Source organism: Streptomyces rubradiris (assembly GCF_016860525.1).
GTDB classification, from domain to species: domain Bacteria; phylum Actinomycetota; class Actinomycetes; order Streptomycetales; family Streptomycetaceae; genus Streptomyces; species Streptomyces rubradiris.
In genome coordinates this window covers 2,582,609-2,599,444 of the sequence record NZ_BNEA01000015.1, presented here as the reverse complement: position 1 = coordinate 2,599,444, position 16,836 = coordinate 2,582,609, and the positions used below count along the sequence as shown (strand labels likewise).

Annotated in this window: 17 protein-coding genes and 1 pseudogene; 8 read left to right on the top strand and 10 right to left on the bottom strand. The window is 73.3% G+C overall.

Annotated elements, in window-relative coordinates; genetic code table 11:
• Positions 1–24 precede the first annotated feature (24 nt).
• The 6 genes and pseudogenes from Srubr_RS42100 to glgX all read right to left on the bottom strand — a co-directional run bounded on the left by Srubr_RS42100 (position 25) and on the right by glgX (position 5,754).
• Positions 25–120 (bottom strand): putative leader peptide, encoded by a 96-nt coding sequence (locus tag Srubr_RS42100; protein WP_350969273.1) that lies wholly within the window; start codon positions 118–120, stop codon positions 25–27.
• A gap of 60 nt (positions 121–180) precedes the next feature.
• Complete coding sequence (locus Srubr_RS24590; RefSeq protein WP_373313621.1) at positions 181–1,419, bottom strand: glycosyltransferase family protein; 1,239 nt, start codon at positions 1,417–1,419, stop codon at positions 181–183.
• Between the two features lie 2 nt (positions 1,420–1,421).
• A pseudogene (locus Srubr_RS24585) lies at positions 1,422–2,186 on the bottom strand (dolichyl-phosphate beta-glucosyltransferase); the annotation flags it as partial.
• Positions 2,187–2,317: 131 nt separating this feature from the next.
• Positions 2,318–2,791, bottom strand: a complete 474-nt coding sequence (locus Srubr_RS24580; RefSeq protein ID WP_189998463.1) for a hypothetical protein — start codon at positions 2,789–2,791, stop codon at positions 2,318–2,320.
• Positions 2,792–2,800: 9 nt separating this feature from the next.
• On the bottom strand, positions 2,801–3,307 hold the full coding sequence (locus tag Srubr_RS24575; RefSeq protein WP_189998460.1) for a SigE family RNA polymerase sigma factor: 507 nt from the start codon (positions 3,305–3,307) through the stop codon (positions 2,801–2,803).
• A 203-nt stretch (positions 3,308–3,510) separates the two neighbouring features.
• Positions 3,511–5,754: a glycogen debranching protein GlgX gene (glgX, locus tag Srubr_RS24570; protein ID WP_189998459.1), complete on the bottom strand. Its 2,244-nt coding sequence runs from the start codon at positions 5,752–5,754 to the stop codon at positions 3,511–3,513.
• A gap of 163 nt (positions 5,755–5,917) precedes the next feature.
• Between glgX and Srubr_RS24565 the strand changes: the two genes are divergently transcribed.
• From Srubr_RS24565 to Srubr_RS24550, 4 genes are all read left to right on the top strand, one after another.
• Positions 5,918–7,141, top strand: a complete 1,224-nt coding sequence (locus Srubr_RS24565; protein ID WP_189998457.1) for a L,D-transpeptidase — start codon at positions 5,918–5,920, stop codon at positions 7,139–7,141.
• Between the two features lie 175 nt (positions 7,142–7,316).
• Positions 7,317–8,540 (top strand): L,D-transpeptidase, encoded by a 1,224-nt coding sequence (locus Srubr_RS24560; RefSeq protein WP_189998455.1) that lies wholly within the window; start codon positions 7,317–7,319, stop codon positions 8,538–8,540.
• 81 nt (positions 8,541–8,621) lie between these two features.
• Complete coding sequence (locus Srubr_RS24555) at positions 8,622–9,389, top strand: enoyl-CoA hydratase/isomerase family protein (RefSeq protein ID WP_189998453.1); 768 nt, start codon at positions 8,622–8,624, stop codon at positions 9,387–9,389.
• A 319-nt stretch (positions 9,390–9,708) separates the two neighbouring features.
• On the top strand, positions 9,709–10,212 hold the full coding sequence (locus tag Srubr_RS24550) for an ATP-binding protein (RefSeq protein ID WP_189998451.1): 504 nt from the start codon (positions 9,709–9,711) through the stop codon (positions 10,210–10,212).
• On the opposite strand, the gene Srubr_RS41010 is transcribed toward Srubr_RS24550, so the two are convergent.
• A complete protein-coding gene (locus tag Srubr_RS41010; RefSeq protein ID WP_373313620.1) occupies positions 10,103–10,711 on the bottom strand; it encodes a GNAT family N-acetyltransferase in 609 nt (202 codons plus the stop codon). The two genes, Srubr_RS24550 and Srubr_RS41010, sit on opposite strands and share 110 nt — an antisense overlap.
• 52 nt (positions 10,712–10,763) lie before the next feature.
• On the opposite strand from Srubr_RS41010, the gene Srubr_RS24545 reads away from it, so the two are divergent.
• Both Srubr_RS24545 and Srubr_RS24540 read left to right on the top strand, forming a co-directional pair.
• On the top strand, positions 10,764–11,675 hold the full coding sequence (locus tag Srubr_RS24545; RefSeq protein ID WP_189998450.1) for a helix-turn-helix domain-containing protein: 912 nt from the start codon (positions 10,764–10,766) through the stop codon (positions 11,673–11,675).
• A gap of 59 nt (positions 11,676–11,734) precedes the next feature.
• A complete protein-coding gene (locus Srubr_RS24540; protein ID WP_189998490.1) occupies positions 11,735–11,947 on the top strand; it encodes an EF-hand domain-containing protein in 213 nt (70 codons plus the stop codon).
• A 60-nt stretch (positions 11,948–12,007) separates the two neighbouring features.
• On the opposite strand, the gene Srubr_RS24535 is transcribed toward Srubr_RS24540, so the two are convergent.
• Positions 12,008–12,790 (bottom strand): ABC transporter ATP-binding protein, encoded by a 783-nt coding sequence (locus Srubr_RS24535; RefSeq protein ID WP_189998449.1) that lies wholly within the window; start codon positions 12,788–12,790, stop codon positions 12,008–12,010.
• On the bottom strand, positions 12,787–14,472 hold the full coding sequence (locus Srubr_RS24530) for a 2-isopropylmalate synthase (RefSeq protein WP_189998448.1): 1,686 nt from the start codon (positions 14,470–14,472) through the stop codon (positions 12,787–12,789). Before Srubr_RS24530 ends, Srubr_RS24535 begins: the two co-directional genes overlap by 4 nt.
• Positions 14,473–14,678: 206 nt before the next feature.
• On the opposite strand from Srubr_RS24530, the gene Srubr_RS24525 reads away from it, so the two are divergent.
• Together Srubr_RS24525 and Srubr_RS24520 are read left to right on the top strand one after the other, a co-directional pair.
• A complete protein-coding gene (locus Srubr_RS24525; protein ID WP_189998446.1) occupies positions 14,679–15,383 on the top strand; it encodes a FadR/GntR family transcriptional regulator in 705 nt (234 codons plus the stop codon).
• A 174-nt stretch (positions 15,384–15,557) separates the two neighbouring features.
• Positions 15,558–16,220 (top strand): NADPH-dependent F420 reductase, encoded by a 663-nt coding sequence (locus Srubr_RS24520; protein WP_189998444.1) that lies wholly within the window; start codon positions 15,558–15,560, stop codon positions 16,218–16,220.
• A 40-nt stretch (positions 16,221–16,260) separates the two neighbouring features.
• Here the strand turns inward: Srubr_RS24520 and Srubr_RS24515 are convergent, their stop codons facing one another.
• On the bottom strand, positions 16,261–16,815 hold the full coding sequence (locus Srubr_RS24515; RefSeq protein ID WP_189998442.1) for a glycoside hydrolase family 25 protein: 555 nt from the start codon (positions 16,813–16,815) through the stop codon (positions 16,261–16,263).
• Between the last annotated feature and the right edge of the window lie 21 nt (positions 16,816–16,836).

The window sequence follows — 16,836 nt, the reverse complement described above, 5'->3', positions numbered from 1 at the left end:
GGAGAAGGGGAACGAGGGTGCGGGTCAGCGACACAGGGCGCTGGACTGCCGGCACAGATCCACATGCCGCCGTGCCACGAGCGCGATGCGCGCGTACGTGTGTTCCGTGGCAGGCCTCATGATCACAGGACGGTGCCAGGAACCCGCATCCGCCGTCAAGACACCGTCCGGCAGGCGGGATCACGGCACCCCCAGCTCGAACAGGGCGTAACCGGCGTACGAGCCGGAGGCCAGCGCCGCGATCCCCAGCAGCGTGCACAGCACCGGCAGGCTCAGCCGGCGCAGCGCGACCGCGAGCGGCACGAACAGCGGGAAGCAGGGCAGCAGATAGCGGGAGATGTTGGCGACGATCTGCTGGCTGCCGAGGACCAGGGCCAGCGTGATCACGGTGTACAGGACCAGCACCGCCGGCGGGCGCAGCCGCAGCAGCAGCGGCAGCAGCGCGCACACCAGCAGGATGACGCCGACCGAGATGACGTCCGTGAACGGGTACGCGAAGAGGTAGTCGAACTTGCCGACGGGCACGGACGTCAGCACGTCCAGGGTCTGCTTGCCGTAGTCGAAGCTGTGTGCCCAGGCGCCCGACTGGAGCTTGAAGTAGCCGCCCAGGTCGCCCATGCGGTTGCCGACCCACAGCAGATAGCCGAGGAGCCCGAGCGGGGCCAGGGCCATGGCCAGCACCGGGCGCAGCACCCCGTCCTCCCGGCGGCGCAGGGACAGCAGCGCGGACACGCAGAGCGCGGCGATCAGCGCGCCGGCGGTGGGCCGGTTCAGCCCGGCCGCGAAGGTGAGCACCCCGGCGGTGAGCCAGCGCCGGGTGAGCACGGCATGGCAGGCCCAGGCCGCCAGGGCCACGTACAGGGAGTCGGAGTAGACCGCCCACTCCACGCCCGAGCCCGGCCACACCGCCCACAGCCCGGCCGCCGCGAGCCCGGCCCGCCGGCCGCCGAACCGCTCGGCGACCGCGTAGATGCCGAGGGCGGCGGCGAAGGAGGCCACGATGGAGACCAGCAGCCCGGCGCCGTAGGAGCCGAGGCCGGTGACCGCCGAGGTCAGCCGCATCAGCGCCGGGTAGAGCGGGAAGAACGCCGCCGAGTTGCCCTCCAGCGTGATCAGGCCGGTGGCGCCCGGGACCGGGACGAGCTTCGGGTCGTAGCCGTGCAGCGCGATCTGCTGGTACCACCAGCCGTCCCAGGTGGCCAGCACGTCCCAGGCGTGCGCGCCACCGCCGAACCGGGGGTGCTTCGTGCGGTAGTCCCCGGTGGAGGACAGCAGGTACATGAAGGAGCAGAAGCCGGCCAGCTTCAGGGTGCCGAACAGGGCGAGGACCGGGCCGTGGCGGCGGGCGGCGGCCCGCAGCCGGGAGTGCGGCGCGGCCTCGGTGTCCGGCCTTCCTATGCCGGGCAGGGTCGCGGTCACCGGGCCACCGGCCCCGGGCGGCGGGCCAGGGTGCGCCGCATCCGGACGATCCCGCGCAGGTCCGCCAGCGCGGTGGCGACCAGGTCCACGCTGCTGTCCGGGTCGTCGACCCAGTCCACCGGCACCTCGTGGATCCTCAGGCCCGCCCGCTCGGCGAGCACCAGCAGCTCGGTGTCGAAGAACCACTCGCCGTCCCGCACCAGCGGCAGCAGCCGCTCGGCCGTCTCGCGCCGCACCGCCTTGAAACCGCACTGGGCGTCGGAGAAGCCCACGGCGAGCGTGCAGCGCAGCAGGACGTTGTAGCAGCGGGAGATGACCTCGCGCTTGGTCCCGCGCACCACCCGAGACCCCGGCGCCAGCCGGGTGCCGATCGCCAGGTCGGAGTGGCCCGAGATCAGCGGGGCGACCAGCGGCAGCAGCGCCGCCAGCCCGGTGGACAGGTCCACGTCGAGGTACGCCAGCACGGGCGCCCGGGAGCCGGACCAGGCGGCCCGCAGGGCCCGGCCCCGGCCCTTCTCCGGCAGCCGCAGCGAGGTCACCTCGGCCAGTTCGGCGGCCAGCCGGGCGGCGATGTCCGGGGTGCCGTCGGTGCTCGCGTTGTCGGCGATGGTGATCCGGAACGGATAGGGGAAGGTGTCCCGCAGGTGCGTGTGCAGCCGCCGGACGTTGGGCTCCAGGTCCTTCTCCTCGTTGTAGACCGGCACGGCCACGTCCACGACCGGCTCGGCCGCCTCGTGGGCCGCCGGCAGCGGGGCGGGCCGGGGTATCCGGCGGAAGGCCGGCGCGCCGGCGGACTGCCGGCTCGGCCGGCTGGGTCGGATGTGCGTCACATGAACCCCGTTTGTCTCTGATCGGTCGGGTGTGCCGGGGCACACCGGGGCGGGCGGCGGGTCGAGGGCTAGCCGGCGTCCGTGGCGAACGGCGGCCGGTGGGTGGTCGTGGCCGTGGGCGTGCGGAAAGTGCTCCAGGTGTCCTCCGGGGTCGTGGAGCCGACGCCGTCCGTCGGCGTCACGGTCGCCGTGGTCGGCGTGGACGGCGTGTGGTCCGGTGACCGGGGCGGCGGCTCGGACACCGAGGCACCGGGGGCCGGCGTCGCGGTCGAGGTGGGTGTCGGTGTCGGCGTCGGTGCCGGACTGGTCGCCGGCCGCGGCGGCGCGGCCGGGCGGTCGTCGGTGGGGCCGTGCGGCCACAGCACCAGCACCAGGCCGAGCCCGGCGCCGGCCAGCACACCCCCGGCGGCCCGGCGCGTCGCGCGCGCCCGGCGCCGGGCCCGCACCCCGGCGCGCAACGCCTCCCGGTGCCGGGGCTCGAAGGGCACCGGCTCCGGGTCCTGCCGCAGCAGCCCGGCCAGCCGCCGCTCGAAGTGGTCCATGCTTCTTCCTCACCCCACCGGCTCGATGACGTCGGCCAGCAGCCGGCGCAGCCGGGCCACTCCGCGCGCGGCGTGGGACCGGGCCGTGCCCACCGGGCAGCCCAGGGCCTCGGCGACCTGCCGGTCGGGCAGGTCCTGGTAGTAGCGCAGCACCACGGCGGCCCGCTGGCGCGGGGTCAGCTGGGCGAGCGCCGTCTCCAGCCGGGACCGTTCGGCGACGGTCGCCGACAGGTCTCCGGCCGCCGCCGTCTCCGGCAGCTCCTCCACGGGGCGCTCGCCCCACCAGCGGCGGCGGGCCGAGCGGGCCGCGGCCCGCGCGAGCACCTTGCGCACGTAGGCCTCCGGCGCCTCGTCGGCGACCTTCGGCCAGACGAACCACAGCTTGACCAAGGACTCCTGCAACAGGTCCTCGGCCCGGTGCCGGTCGCCCCCGGTGAGCAGACGGGCCAGATGGAACAACACCGACCAGCGGGCCGCCACGAACGCGTCGTACTCACCGGCCCTGGCCTGCTCCATCCCCACGGTCCCCGTTCTCGCCGGCTGTCTACACCAGGAGAAAGGCCCTGGACCCGGGTCCGCGCTGCACTCGACGGGCGTGATCCGCGTCACGCACAGCCGGCACACAGGCCCCGCGCAGTGTCACACACGCCCCTGACCGGCTCGGGCACACCGTCAGGGCACAGCGCCTGCCGCCGTCACAGAGCCGCCGCCGTACCGGCTCAGGCGGCCCGCAGCAGCAGGACCGTCCGCTCCGGCACCGTGATCCGCGCGCCCGCCCGGTGGACCGTGCCCGGCTCCCCGGCCTGGTCCTCCGCCGAGGTGTCCACGACCACCTCGTACCGCTCCGCCCACGGCGGTCCCGGCAGCACGAACCCGGCCGGCCGCCCGCCCGCGTGCAGCACCGCGAGGAAGCTGTCGTCCACCACCGGCGCGCCCCGCTCGTCCCGGCCCGGGATGTCCCGCCCGGACAGGTACATGCCGAGCGTGGCGGCGGGCGCGTACCAGTCGCCCTCGGTCATCTCCGTGCCCCGCGCGGTGAACCAGGCCAGGTCCCGCAGCCCGTCCGCGGTCTGCGCGCGGCCGGAGAAGAAGGCCCGCCGGCGCAGCACCGGGTGCCGGTGGCGCAGCGCGATCAGCCGCGCGGTCAGGTCGTACAGCGCCCGCCAGCCGGGCTCCTGAAGCAGCGACCAGTCCACCCAGCCGATCTCGTTGTCCTGGCAGTAGGCGTTGTTGTTGCCGTGCTGGGTGCGGCCGAACTCGTCGCCCGCGACCAGCATGGGCACGCCGGTGGACAGCAGCAGGGTGGTGAGCAGGTTGCGCAGCTGCCGGCGGCGCAGCGCCCGTATGTCCTCGTCGCCGGTCTCGCCCTCCGCCCCGCAGTTCCAGGAGCGGTTGTCGTCGGTGCCGTCCCGGTTGTCCTCGCCGTTGGCCTCGTTGTGCTTGCGCTCGTACGACACCAGGTCGCGCAGGGTGAAGCCGTCGTGCGCGGTGACGAAGTTGACCGAGGCGTACGGGCGCCGGCCGCCCCAGGCGTACAGGTCGCTGGAGCCGGACAGCCGGTAGCCCATCTCCCGTACGTCGGGCAGGGCACCCCGCCAGAAATCGCGCACGGCGCCCCGGTACCGGTCGTTCCACTCGGTCCACAGCGGCGGGAAGGCGCCCACCTGGTAGCCGCCGGAGCCGATGTCCCACGGCTCGGCGATCAGCTTCACCCGGCGCAGCACCGGGTCCTGGGCGATCACCGCCAGGAACGGCGAGAGCATGTCGACGTCGTGCATGGAGCGGGCGAGCGCCGCCGCGAGGTCGAAGCGGAAGCCGTCCACGCCCATCTCGGTCACCCAGTAGCGCAGCGAGTCGGTGATCAGCCGCAGCACCTGGGGCTGGACGACGTGCAGGGTGTTGCCGCAGCCGGTGTAGTCGGCGTAGCGGCGGGCGTCGTCCTGGAGCCGGTAGTAGCCGCGGTTGTCGATGCCCTTCAGGGACAGCGTCGGGCCCAGCTCGCCCGCCTCCGCGGTGTGGTTGTAGACCACGTCGAGGATGACCTCGATGCCGGCCGCGTGCAGCGCGCGCACCATGCGCTTGAACTCGCCGACCTGCCCGCCCGTCGTACCGGAGGCGGCGTAGCCGGCGTGCGGGGCGAAGTAGCCGATGGAGTTGTAGCCCCAGTAGTTGGTCAGGCCCCGGCGCAGCAGGTGGTCCTCGTGCGCGAACTGGTGCACCGGCAGCAGCTCCACGGCCGTGACGCCCAGCTTCACCAGGTGCTCGATCGCGGCCGGGTGGGCGAGCCCCGCGTAGGTGCCGCGCAGTTCCTCGGGGACGGCCGGGTGCCGCTTGGTGAAGCCGCGCACGTGCAGTTCGTAGATCACCGAGTCGGCCCACGGCGTCTTGGGGCGGCGGTCGTCGGACCAGTCGTCGTCATCGTGCACGACGACCCCCTTCGGGACGTACGGTGCCGAGTCGCGCTCGTCGCGCACGGTGTCGGCCACCGACTGGTCCGGCCAGTCCCGCACGTGCCCGTACACCTCCGGCGGCAGCGCGAACTCGCCGTCCACCGCCCGCGCGTACGGGTCGAGCAGCAGCTTGGCCGGGTTCCAGCGGGCGCCGGTCCACGGGTCCCAGCGGCCCTCGACCCGGTAGCCGTACCGCTGTCCGGGCATCACCCCGGGCACGAAGCCGTGCCATATCTCGTGCGTCAGCTCGGTCAGCGGGATGCGGGTCTCCCGCCCGGCCTCGTCGAACAGGCACAGCCGGACCGCCTCCGCGCCCGCCGCCCACAGCGCGAAGTTGGTGCCGGCGACCCCGTCCGGGCCGGTCCGGAACCGGGCCCCCAGCGGGGTGGGCGTACCCGGCCACACGACCGGGGCGGGCGGTACGGGCCGCCGGGCGCCGTTCACCGCCGCCGGTTGCCCGCTCCCGGCGGCCGGCTCCCCGGCCGGTGCCCGCTGCTCGGCTGCGCTCGTCACTGTCGGCCCCTCTTCCCGGCGGCTCGTCCGTGGCTCCGACGCGGGCGCCGGGGCGCCCGCTCGCGTGCGCGGCTCCCCGGCGTGGTCGTCCTTCCCTCTGTTCTGCCCAGCGGGTGGCTCGCACTCACGTTTCCCCGGGGCGTGCCCGGTCGTTGAGACCCGTGTGAGGCACGCAACTGGACGCGCACGGCGCGCGGGGGCCGCGCTGGCCGCCGTACTGACATGGGCGGGGCTGCTCGCGGGCTGCTCCGTCGACGGCCCGGGACCACTGGGCATGGGCGGGGCACGGGGGGACTCCCCGGCCCCCGAGGACGTCATCCGGGTGACCCCCGACGACGGGAGCCGGGCCGTACGCCCGGACGAGCGGCTGCGGATCCGGGTGCCCGGCGGGCGCCTGGAGAAGGTGACCGTCGTCAAGGAGCAGGACGCGCGGGTGTCGCCGGTCCCCGGGCGGATCGGCGCCGACGGGCTGACCTGGCGCCCCGACGAGGAACGGCTGGCGCTCGCCGCCCGGTACACCGTCGACGTGGTGGCGCTGGACCCCCGGGGCCGCCGCTCGGCCCGGCACACCACCTTCACCACCTACGTCCCCGGCGAACGGTTCATCGCCTACGTCACCCCGGAGAACCGCGCCACCGTCGGCACCGGGATGATCGTCTCGCTCTCCTTCAGCCGGGAGATCGCCGACCGGGCCGCCGTCGAGCGCGCCGTGAAGGTCACCGCCCGGCCGCCCGTCGAGATCCGCCCGCACTGGTTCGGCAAGGACCGCCTTGACTTCCGCCCGGAGCGGTACTGGAAGCCCGGCACCGAGGTCACCGTGGACCTCGGCCTGCGGGACGTGGAGGGCGCGCGGGGCGTGTACGGCCTCCAGGACAAGTCGGTGACCTTCACCGTCGGCCGCGGCCAGGTCTCGCTGGTCGACGCGGCCCGGCACATGATGGAGGTGCGGCGCGACGGAGCGCTGCTGGCCACCGTCCCCATCACCGCGGGCGCCCCCAAACACCCCACCTACAACGGCAAGATGGTGGTGATGGACATGCTGGAGGTCACCCGCATGAACAGCCGCACGGTCGGCTTCGGCGGCGAGTACGACATCCCCGACGTCCCGCACGCCATGAAGCTCACCGACTCCGGCACCTTCCTGCACGGCAACTACTGGGCCACGGACGCCCCCGGGACGGCCAACGTCAGCCACGGCTGCGTCGGTCTCAGGGACGTCAAGGGCGGCGGTTCGGACACCCCGGCGGGCTGGTTCTTCGACCGCAGCCTCGTCGGCGACGTCATCGAGGTCGTCAACAGCAAGGACAAGACGGTCGCCCCGGACAACGGCCTCGGCGGCTGGAACATGGACTGGAAGGACTGGACGGCGGGCAGCGCGGTGAAGTGACGGCGCGGTGAGGGGGGCCCGGCGGCCGAGGTGCAGGTCGCGGGGGGAATCTGCGACGGAACGGTGACGTTCACCCCGCGCCTGGCGTGCATCCAGGCAGTTAATATGCGCGCACATGAGTGGTGGGGAGCGGGCCGGGTCATGCCTGGTCCGGCGAGGGGAGAACAACTTGAACATGCGGCCTGTACCGGGGGCGTCGAATCGGGGGCGGCGGGGCCGTAGGGGACTGGCGCTGATAGCCGGGGCCCTGGTGCTGTCGCTCGCCGCGTGCGGCGGAGGCGGAGACTCCGGGGCCGGTTCCGGCGCGGGGAAGGGCAAGGGGGACGGGAAGGACGCGCAGTCCACGGCCGCGGTGAGCATCGCGCCCAAGGCCGGCGCCACCGGCGTGGACACCAGCGGCACCCTGAAGGTCGGCGTCACCGGCGGCAAGCTGACCGAGGTCACCGTCAAGGACGAGAAGGGCGTCGAGGTCGAGGGCGCCATCGGCGCGGGCGGCGCGTCCTGGACGCCGTCGACGCATCTGGCCGCAGGCACCAGGTACTCGGTGCACGCGGTCGCCGAGGACTCCGCGGGCCGCCGGGCCGCCGAGGACTCCACGTTCACCACGCTGACGCCGAAGAACACCTTCATGGGCTACTTCACGCCCGAGGACGGCTCCACCGTCGGCGTCGGCATGCCGTTCTCCATACGCTTCACCCGGGGCATCACGCATCCCGAGGACGTCGAGAAGGCCATCCGCATCAAGACCGAGCCGGCCGTGGAGGTCGAGGGCCACTGGTTCGGCAACGACCGCCTGGACTTCCGCCCCGAGAAGTACTGGAAGCCCGGCACCAAGGTCACCGTCGACCTCGGCCTGGACGGCGTCGAGGGCCGCGACGGCGTCTACGGCAAGCAGCGCAAGACCGTGAAGTTCACCATCGGCCGCAACCAGGTCTCCATCGTGGACGCGGCCAAGCACACGATGAAGGTCACCCAGGACGGCAAGGTCGTCAAGACCATCCCGGTCACCACCGGCAAGCCCGGCTACGACACCTGGAACGGCCAGATGGTCATGAGCGAGAAGCTCACCGTCACCCGCATGAACGGCGAGACCGTCGGCTACGGCGGCGAGTACGACATCAAGGACGTCCCGCACGCCATCCGCCTGACCACCTCCGGCACCTTCCTGCACGGCAACTACTGGGGCGGCGGCGCCTTCGGCAACTACAACGCCAGCCACGGCTGCGTGGGCCTGCGCGACGTGCGCGGCGGCTACGACAGCTCCGTCCCGGCGGCCTGGTTCTTCAACCACTCGATCATCGGTGACGTGGTGATCGTCAAGAACTCCCACGACCGCACGGTGGCCCCGGACAACGGCCTCAACGGCTGGAACATGTCCTGGGCGGAATGGAAGAAGTGAGCCTTGAGTGATGCGACGGGCCCGGTGCTGTGACCTACGGCACCGGGTCCGTCCGCGTTAGTGCCCGTTAACCTGAGCCCTATGACCGTCACTCTCGAAGTCGCCGAAGGCGTCGGCACCCTGCGGCTGGACCGGCCGCCGATGAACGCGCTGGACATCGCCACCCAGGACCGGCTGAAGGAGCTCGCCGAGGAGGCCGGCCGCCGGGACGAGGTACGCGCCGTGGTCCTCTACGGCGGCGAGCGGGTGTTCGCGGCGGGCGCGGACATCAAGGAGATGCAGGACATGGACCACGCCGGGATGATCCGGCGCGCCCGTGCCCTCCAGGACGCGTTCACCGCCGTCGCCCGCATCCCCAAGCCCGTCGTCGCCGCCGTCACCGGCTACGCCCTCGGCGGCGGCTGCGAACTGGCCCTGTGCGCGGACTACCGCATCGCCGCCGACAACGCCAAGCTCGGCCAGCCCGAGATCCTGCTCGGACTGATCCCGGGCGCCGGCGGCACCCAGCGGCTGCCCCGGCTGATCGGCCCCTCGCGGGCCAAGGACCTCATCTTCACGGGCCGCCAGGTGGGGGCCGAGGAGGCGCTGTCGCTCGGTCTGGTGGACCGGGTCGTCCCGGCCGCCGAGGTGTACGAGCAGGCGCACGCCTGGGCCGCGCGGCTCGCCAAGGGCCCGGCGATCGCGCTGCGCGCGGCCAAGGAGTCGGTCGACACCGGCCTGGAGACCGGCATCGACACCGGGCTCGCCGTGGAACGGAACTGGTTCGCGGGCCTGTTCGCCACCGAGGACCGCGAGCGGGGCATGCGCAGCTTCGTGGAGGAGGGCCCGGGCAAGGCGAAGTTCGTCTGACGGATCGGCGAACGGCCGGTGGGACGGGCGTGTCCCGCCCCGCCGGCCCGTCCGTGAGCCGGTCGATTGACGGGTTGTCTGATTCCCGAGTCCCTCGTTGGGGCGGTTTGTGGGAGCCTTGGGGCAGCCCTGGAACCGCGCCGCCGAGGGAGTCCGACGCTTGCCGGAAAGTGAGCCGTCGCCGCAGGTCAGCGGGGCCCTGTCGGACTTTTTCAGGCCTCCGGCATATGCCCCCGGACAGGGCCGGATCGAGGATGCCCGGCGGGGGTATTCCTCCGGAACGCCCCCCAAGACGGCTCCGGACGGCCATCATGGGGACATGGCGGGGCTGGAGGGCAACGAACAGCCGCGGGGACACGGCCGCGCAGCCGCGGCACGCTGGTCGCCCGCGATCGCGGACGAACAAGCGCTCAAAGCGCTCGAACTGTTCGGAGACCCGACGGAGGCGGAGGTCCCGCTGCCGTCCCGCCCGGAATCCGCCGCCAGCGCCCGCCGGCTCGCCCAGGTCGTGGTCCTGGACATCTGGCGGCTCAGCCCCCGACTGGCCGAGGACGCCGTGCTGCTGGTGTCGGAACTCGTCGGCAACGCCGTACGGCACACCGGCGCCCGCGTCTTCGGCCTGCGCATGCGGCGCCGCCCCGGCTGGATCCGGGTGGAGGTCCGCGATCCCTCGCGCGCCCTGCCCTGCCTGCTGCCGGTCCAGGAGACCGACGTCAGCGGCCGCGGCCTGACCCTGGTGGACAAGCTGTCCGACCGCTGGGGCGTGGACCTGCTGCCCCGCGGCAAGACCACATGGTTCGAAATGCGCGTCGCCGACCGGTAGCCGCCACCGGCCGACCGGCATCAAGCCCACCGCTTCCCAGGCGGACGGCAAGGCGCCGCGGCCGCCCGGCGACCCCGCGCCCCAGCGCCAGTGCTCCGCCGTCGGTGGCCCAGGCCCGCACCCCGTCCCGGCGGTGCCGGGCGTAGGCGATCCGGGGCTGCGCCGGGTCCTCGATCTCGCGCAGCGCGCACGACGGCTCGCCCGGCAGCGGGTCGGCCACCGGAACCGCGTCGATCGTCTCGGCCGTGCGCCCGGTCCGGTCCAGCAGGGCCGTCAGGAAGCGCGGGCTCATCGACGCGGCCAGCGGGTCGGAGTCCACCGAACGCAGGGTCTGGTACACCCAGTCCGCGTCCTCGTCGGTGAAGACCACCGTGTGCGCGGTGAAGGACAGCACCCCGGCGTCCCGGGGCGTGGGCTGCGGCAGCACCGTCGTGGTGCCGTCCGCCGGCTGGAAGCGCCCCGCTGCCGCCGCGTCGAGAACGTCCCGCAAGGTTCCCACGGCCCCGTACCCCCTTGAGTCTCCACCCGCTGGAGGGCCCAGACTCCCAGACATGAACGACGACGGCACCAGGCTGTTCACCATCGGCGAGCTGGCCCGGGCCACCGGGACGGGCGTGCGCACCATCCGCTACTGGTCCGACGAGGGCGTGCTCACCCCGGTGACCCGCTCGGCCGGCGGTTACCGGCTCTACGACGCCGGGAGCGCGGCCCGGCTGGAGCTGATCCGCACCCTGCGCGAACTCGGGCTCGGCCTGGACGAGGTGCGCACGGTGCTGGCCGGCGAGCGGACCGTGGCGGAGGTCGCGGCCACGCACGTGGCGGCGCTGGACGCGCGGATCCGGTCGCTGAAGGTGACCCGCGCGGTGCTGTCGACCGTGGCCCGCCGGGGCTCCGAAGCAGAGGAGATGACGCTCGTGAACAAGCTCGCGCGACTGTCCGCCGCCGAACGGCAGCGGATCATGGAGGAGTTCGTGGCGGAGACGCTGCACGGACTGGACACCGTGGACCCCGACATCCGGGAGCGGATCCGGCGCACCGCCGTCCACCTGGCCGAGGACCCCACGCCCGAGGAGGTCGACGCCTGGGTGGAGCTGGCCGAGATGCTCCAGGACCCGGGGTTCCGGGCGCAGATGCGCCGGGCCGTCGAGTTCAACGCGGCCGACCGCAGGCCCGGCGAGCCGGGCGGGCGGTCCCTGTGGTTCGCCAAGCGGCTCGTGGAGCTGGTGGGGCCGGCCCGGGAGCGCGGCGTCGACCCCACGGGCCCCGGCGCCGAGGAGGTGCTGGACGACCTGTTCGGCGACGCCGACCGGGCCGGGGTGCTGGAGCGCATGACGGCCGGCTTCGACGAGCGCGTGGCCCGCTACCGGCACCTGCTCGCCGTGGTGAACCGGCAGCCCGCCCCGCCGCACACCGAGGACTTCGCGTGGGTGGTCGACGCACTCCGCGCTCGTGCGGGCCGTTAATCTGACCAGCGTCAGTACGCCAGCACGGCATGAGAAACACGAGCAAAAGGGGCGGATCGGTGGCGGACATCGAGGAAGCACGCAAGCAGTTCCAGCGGATGGACGCGGACGGTGACGGTTTCATAACCGCCGCGGAGTTCAAGTCCGCCCTGGCACAGGAGGGCGACTGGAACGTCACCGAGACGGTCGCGGAGGCCATCATCAAGTCCCGTGACCTCGACGGCGACAAGGTCCTGTCGTTCGACGAGTTCTGGGCCTACCTGAACAAGTGACCCCGGGACGGCAGGGGGTGCCCGTCCCGCACGGACCGGGCACCCCCTGCCGTCACCCCGTCACCGCCTGATCCGCACGCTCCAGCGGCCCTCGTGCCGCTGGAGCGTCAGCGGCAGCCCGAAGCACGCGCCGACCTGGTCGCCGGTGAGCACCGAGCCCACCGGACCCGAGGCCAGTACCCGCCCCTCGCGCAGCAGCACGGCGTGCGTGGTGCCCGCCGGCAACTCCTCCAGATGGTGCGTGACCAGCACCGTCGCCAGCTCCGGACGCTCCGCCCGCAGCGACTCCAGGGCCTCGATCAGCAGCTCCCGGCCGGGCAGGTCCAGGCCGGTCGCCGGCTCGTCCAGGAGCAGCAGCCGCGGCTCGGGCATCAGCGCCCGCGCGATCAGCGTCCGGCCGCGCTGCCCCTGCGACAGCGTCGGCCACCGCGCGTCCCGCAGCGCGTCCAGCCCCAGCGTGGCCAGCAGCGCCTCGGCCCGCTCCCGCTGCTCGGGGGTGGGCCGCCACCGGGGAACAGGCTCCACGGAGTTCGTCGCGCCGGTCAGCACCACGTCCCGTACCCGCAGCGGCGAGGTCAGCGGATGGCGCGGGTTGACGTGTCCGACCAGTGTCCGCAGCTGCCGCAGATCCACCCGGCCCAGCCGGTGCCCGAGCACCTCCACCGTGCCCCGGGTCGGGTGCACCACCGCGCCGAGCAGCCCGAGCAGCGTGGACTTGCCCGCGCCGTTGGGGCCGAGCAGTGCCCAGTGCTCCCCGGCCCGCACGGTCAGCGACACCTCCTGGAGCAGGGGCCGCCCGTCCCGGACGACGTGGACGTCCTCGGCGCGCAGTACCTCGTTCATCGCACCGCCCGGTTCACCGCGGACAGCACCGCCCGCACCGTGGCCGACGGTCCCGTGCCCGCGCCCCAGGCCGTGACCCCGGCGACCCGGCACTTGGCGAAGGCCGCCGCCGGACCCTGGGTGAAGTCCAGGATCCGCACCGCCAGACCGGCCCCGGCCAGCGCGTCGGCGAACGCGGTCGCCACGCAGGCGCCGGTGCCCTCGTGGTCGCCGACGCGGTCGCCGGCCTCCAGCGTGCCCACGAAGCGGTGGACGCCGGGCGCCTCCTCGTGCGCGGACCAGGCGTGCAGCCGTACCGCGCCCTCGGTCAGATAGGCCGCCCGGAACAGCTCGTACAGCTCCTTCGGGGTGGCCTCCCGCCCGCTGTCGTCCGTCGCCTCCTGCACGATCCGGGCGAACTCCGGCCGCATGTCCGGCGGCAGGTCGATCCCCGCGTACTGGCTCAGCAGGTACGCCATCCCGCCCTTGCCGGACTGGGAGTTGACGCGGATCACCGCCTCGTAGGACCGCCCGAGGTCGGCCGGGTCGACGGGCAGGTACGGCACCTCCCAGGGCGCCTCCCGCTCGCTCAGCCCCGCCTCGGCCGCCCGCCGGGCGTGGTGGGCGAGCCCCTTGCTGATGGCGTCCTGGTGGGTGCCGGAGAAGGCGGTGTGGACCAGCTCGCCGGCGTACGGGTGCCGGGGGTGCACGGGCAGCCGGTTGCAGTGCTCCACCGTCTCCCGTACGGCGTCGATGTCGCCGAAGTCCACCATCGGGTCGACCCCCTGGGTGTAGAGGTTGAGGGCCAGGGTCACCAGGTCGACGTTACCGGTGCGCTCGCCGTTGCCGAAGAGGCAGCCCTCCACCCGCTGCGCCCCGGCCAGCACGGCGAGTTCGGCGCAGGCGACGCCCGTACCGCGGTCGTTGTGCGGGTGGACGGAGAGGATGACGGAGCCGCGGCGGGACAGGTTGCGGTGGATGTACTCGACCTGGTCGGCGTAGACGTTCGGGGTGGCGATCTCCACCGTGGCCGGCAGGTTGTGGATCACCGGCCGGTCGGGGCTCGCGTCCCACAACTCGGTGAGCCCGTCGCACAGTTCGAGCACGAAGTCGGGTTCGGTGAGGTTGAAGGTCTCGGGGGAGAACTGGAAGCGGACGCCGGGGGCGTTGCCGGCCCGCCGGGCCATGTGCCCGGCCGCCTCCCGCACGGTGCGCCACACCTCGTCCCGGCCCCGCCCGAGCACCACGTCCCGCCACACCGGCGAGGTCGCGATGTACAGGTGCACGACCGTCCGGGGCAGCCCGGCGATCGCGTCGAAGGTCCGGTCGATCAGGTCGGTCCGGGCGGGCGTGAACACCACGGGCGTCACGTCGTCCGGTACGGCCCCGTCCGCCACGAGGTGCCGTACGAAGTCGAAGTCCGTCCGGCTCGCGGAGGGGTAGCCGACCTCGATCTCCTTGAAACCGGTCGCCACCAGCAGGTCGAAGAAGCGGCGCTTGCGGGGGGTGTCCATCGGTTCGGCGAGCGCCTGGTTGCCGTCGCGCAGGTCGACGGGGACCCACAGCGGGGCGCGCTCGATACGGGCGGAGGGCCAGCGGCGGTCCCCGGCGGGGACGTGCACGCGGTCCTGGTAGGGGCGGTAACGGTGGTACGGCATGCGGCTCGGCCGCTGCGGATCCCAGACGGCGGGGGCGGTGGTCATCGTCGGCTGTGGCCTTCGGCTCGGTCGGAAGGTGACCGGCAGCGCGGAGCCCCGCGGCGGGGCGCCGGTCGCGTCAGACCCCGCCGCGGCAGCCGAGAAGAAGCAGACCGCGGAACATGCGGGGTACGCTATCCACTCCTCAGCTCCTCAGACAAGTGAGAATCGTCGGGCAACACCCGCACCTCTCGGACAAGTTGGTGACCCCCATGCCGTTCGGCGCCCTCCGCCCCAGCCCGTTGGTCGAACAGGCGGCGCAGCGCCTGCGCGAACAGATCGCGGCCGGACACTGGCCGGTCGGCGGCAAGCTGCCCGGCGAGACCACGCTGGCCAAGGAGCTGGGGGTGGGCCGCTCCACGGTCCGCGAGGCCCTGCGCGCCCTCGCCGGCGCGGGCCTGGTCCGGGCCCGGCACGGCGCCGGCGTGTTCGTCATCGCCACCGAGCCCGCCGAGGACTGGCCCACCCGGCTGCGCCGGGCCGCGGTCACCGACGTGTACGAGGTCCGCATGGGCGTCGAGGTCCAGGCGGCCCGGCTCGCCGCGCGCCGCCGCACCCCCGAGGACGTCACCGCCCTGCGGGCCGCGCTCAAGGGCCGCCGCGCGGCCGTCGCGGCCGACGACGCGGCCTTCGTGGAGGCCGACATCGCCCTGCACGTGGCCGTGGTCACCGCCGCCCACAACCCGGTCCTGTCCGACCTGTTCACCGAGTTCGTGCCCGTCCTGCGCGAGGGCCTGATCGCCGTCGTGGACCTCACCAGCCTCCGCGAGACCGACCCCGGCACCGGGGACCACACCCACACGGGCCTGGTCGAAGCCGTCATCACCGGCGATCCGGAGGCCGCGGCGGCCATCCTGCAGACCGAACTGGAGTCGACGCTCGGCCTGTTGCGGGCGGGAGGCGAGGAGGCACCGTAGCCGACCCGGGCGTTCCCGACCGGCACCCACGGCGGCCCGGTCCCGTGAACGGCCACCGACCGTCCACGGCTACGGCGACCTGCGGCGGTTGGGTGGCCGGAATAGCGCGGCCGTCCCTGCGGTTGTCCAGGACGACAGAAGCATGCACGTGCATCAATAGGCGGAAGGTCGGCCATGAAGATCGGCATCATCGGCGCGGGGAACATCGGCGGCAACCTCACCCGGCGGCTCACCGCCCTCGGCCACGACGTCTCCGTCGCCAACTCCCGCGGCCCCGAGACGCTGAAGGACCTGGCGCGGGAGACCGGCGCCACCCCGGTGCGCGCCGAGGACGCGGCCGAGGGTGCCGAGGTCGTCGTCGTCACCGTCCCCCTGAAGGCGGTCCCGGACCTCCCCGCGGGCCTGCTGGACGGAGCGGCCGAGGGGGCCGCGGTGATCGACACGAACAACTACTACCCCAAGCAGCGCGACGGCCGGATCGACGCCATCGAGGACGGGGGCCTGACCGAGAGCCGCTGGGTCGAGCAGCATCTCGGCCACCCCGTGATCAAGGCGTTCAACGGCACCTACGCCCAGGACATCCTGGACCGCCCGCTGCCCGCCGGTCACCCCGACCGCATGGCGCTGCCCGTCGCCGGGGACGACGAGGCCGCCAAGGCGAAGGTGCGCGCCCTGATCGACGAGATCGGCTTCGACACGGTCGACGCCGGCGGCATCGACGACTCCTGGCGCCAGCAGCCGGACACCCCGGTGTACGGCCTGCGGGCCGGCGCGGACGCGGTACGGGAGGCCCTGCGCAAGGCCTCCCCGCAGCGCCCGGCGGACTTCCGGTACTGAGAGGCACTGAGGCGTACTGGTGTAGCCCGCCGCCCGGCCGTCAGGGCGTGGCCCAGTCGCGCAGGTCGTCCTTGTCCGCGAACTGGGCCACGTTCTTGTCGAGGGGCTCGCTGGTGTACTGGTGGAACCGCCACTTGGCCTTGATGCGGGGCTTGCCCTTGGTGACGTAGTCGGCGATCCACAGCCCGTCCCCGGCGTAGGACGTGGTGTCGATGTTCAGCCAGAAGTGGCGGTTGCAGTAGAGCACGACCCGGTTGTCCGGCCGCGACTCCTTCAGCTTGCGGATGAAGCGGTCCTTCTCCGCGTTGCTCGCGTGGGTTCCCTCGCCGGTGTTCTCCCAGTCGACGGCGAGGACGTCGCCGGGGCGGTCCGGGGCGTGCCGCAGGAAGTACTCGGCCTGGGCGGTGATGTGGCCCGGCCACAGGAAGTGGTAGAAGCCGACGACCAGGCCCGCGTCACGCCCTCGCTTGGTCTGGGCCGCGAGCCTGGGATTGACGTACGAACGGCCCTCCGTCGCCTTGATGAAGACGAAGGAGAGGCCGTCCGTGGCATAGGAGGAGGACTGGAAGGCGCTGACGTCGATGCCATGGAGCATGCAGGGGTTGTGCCCTGCCGG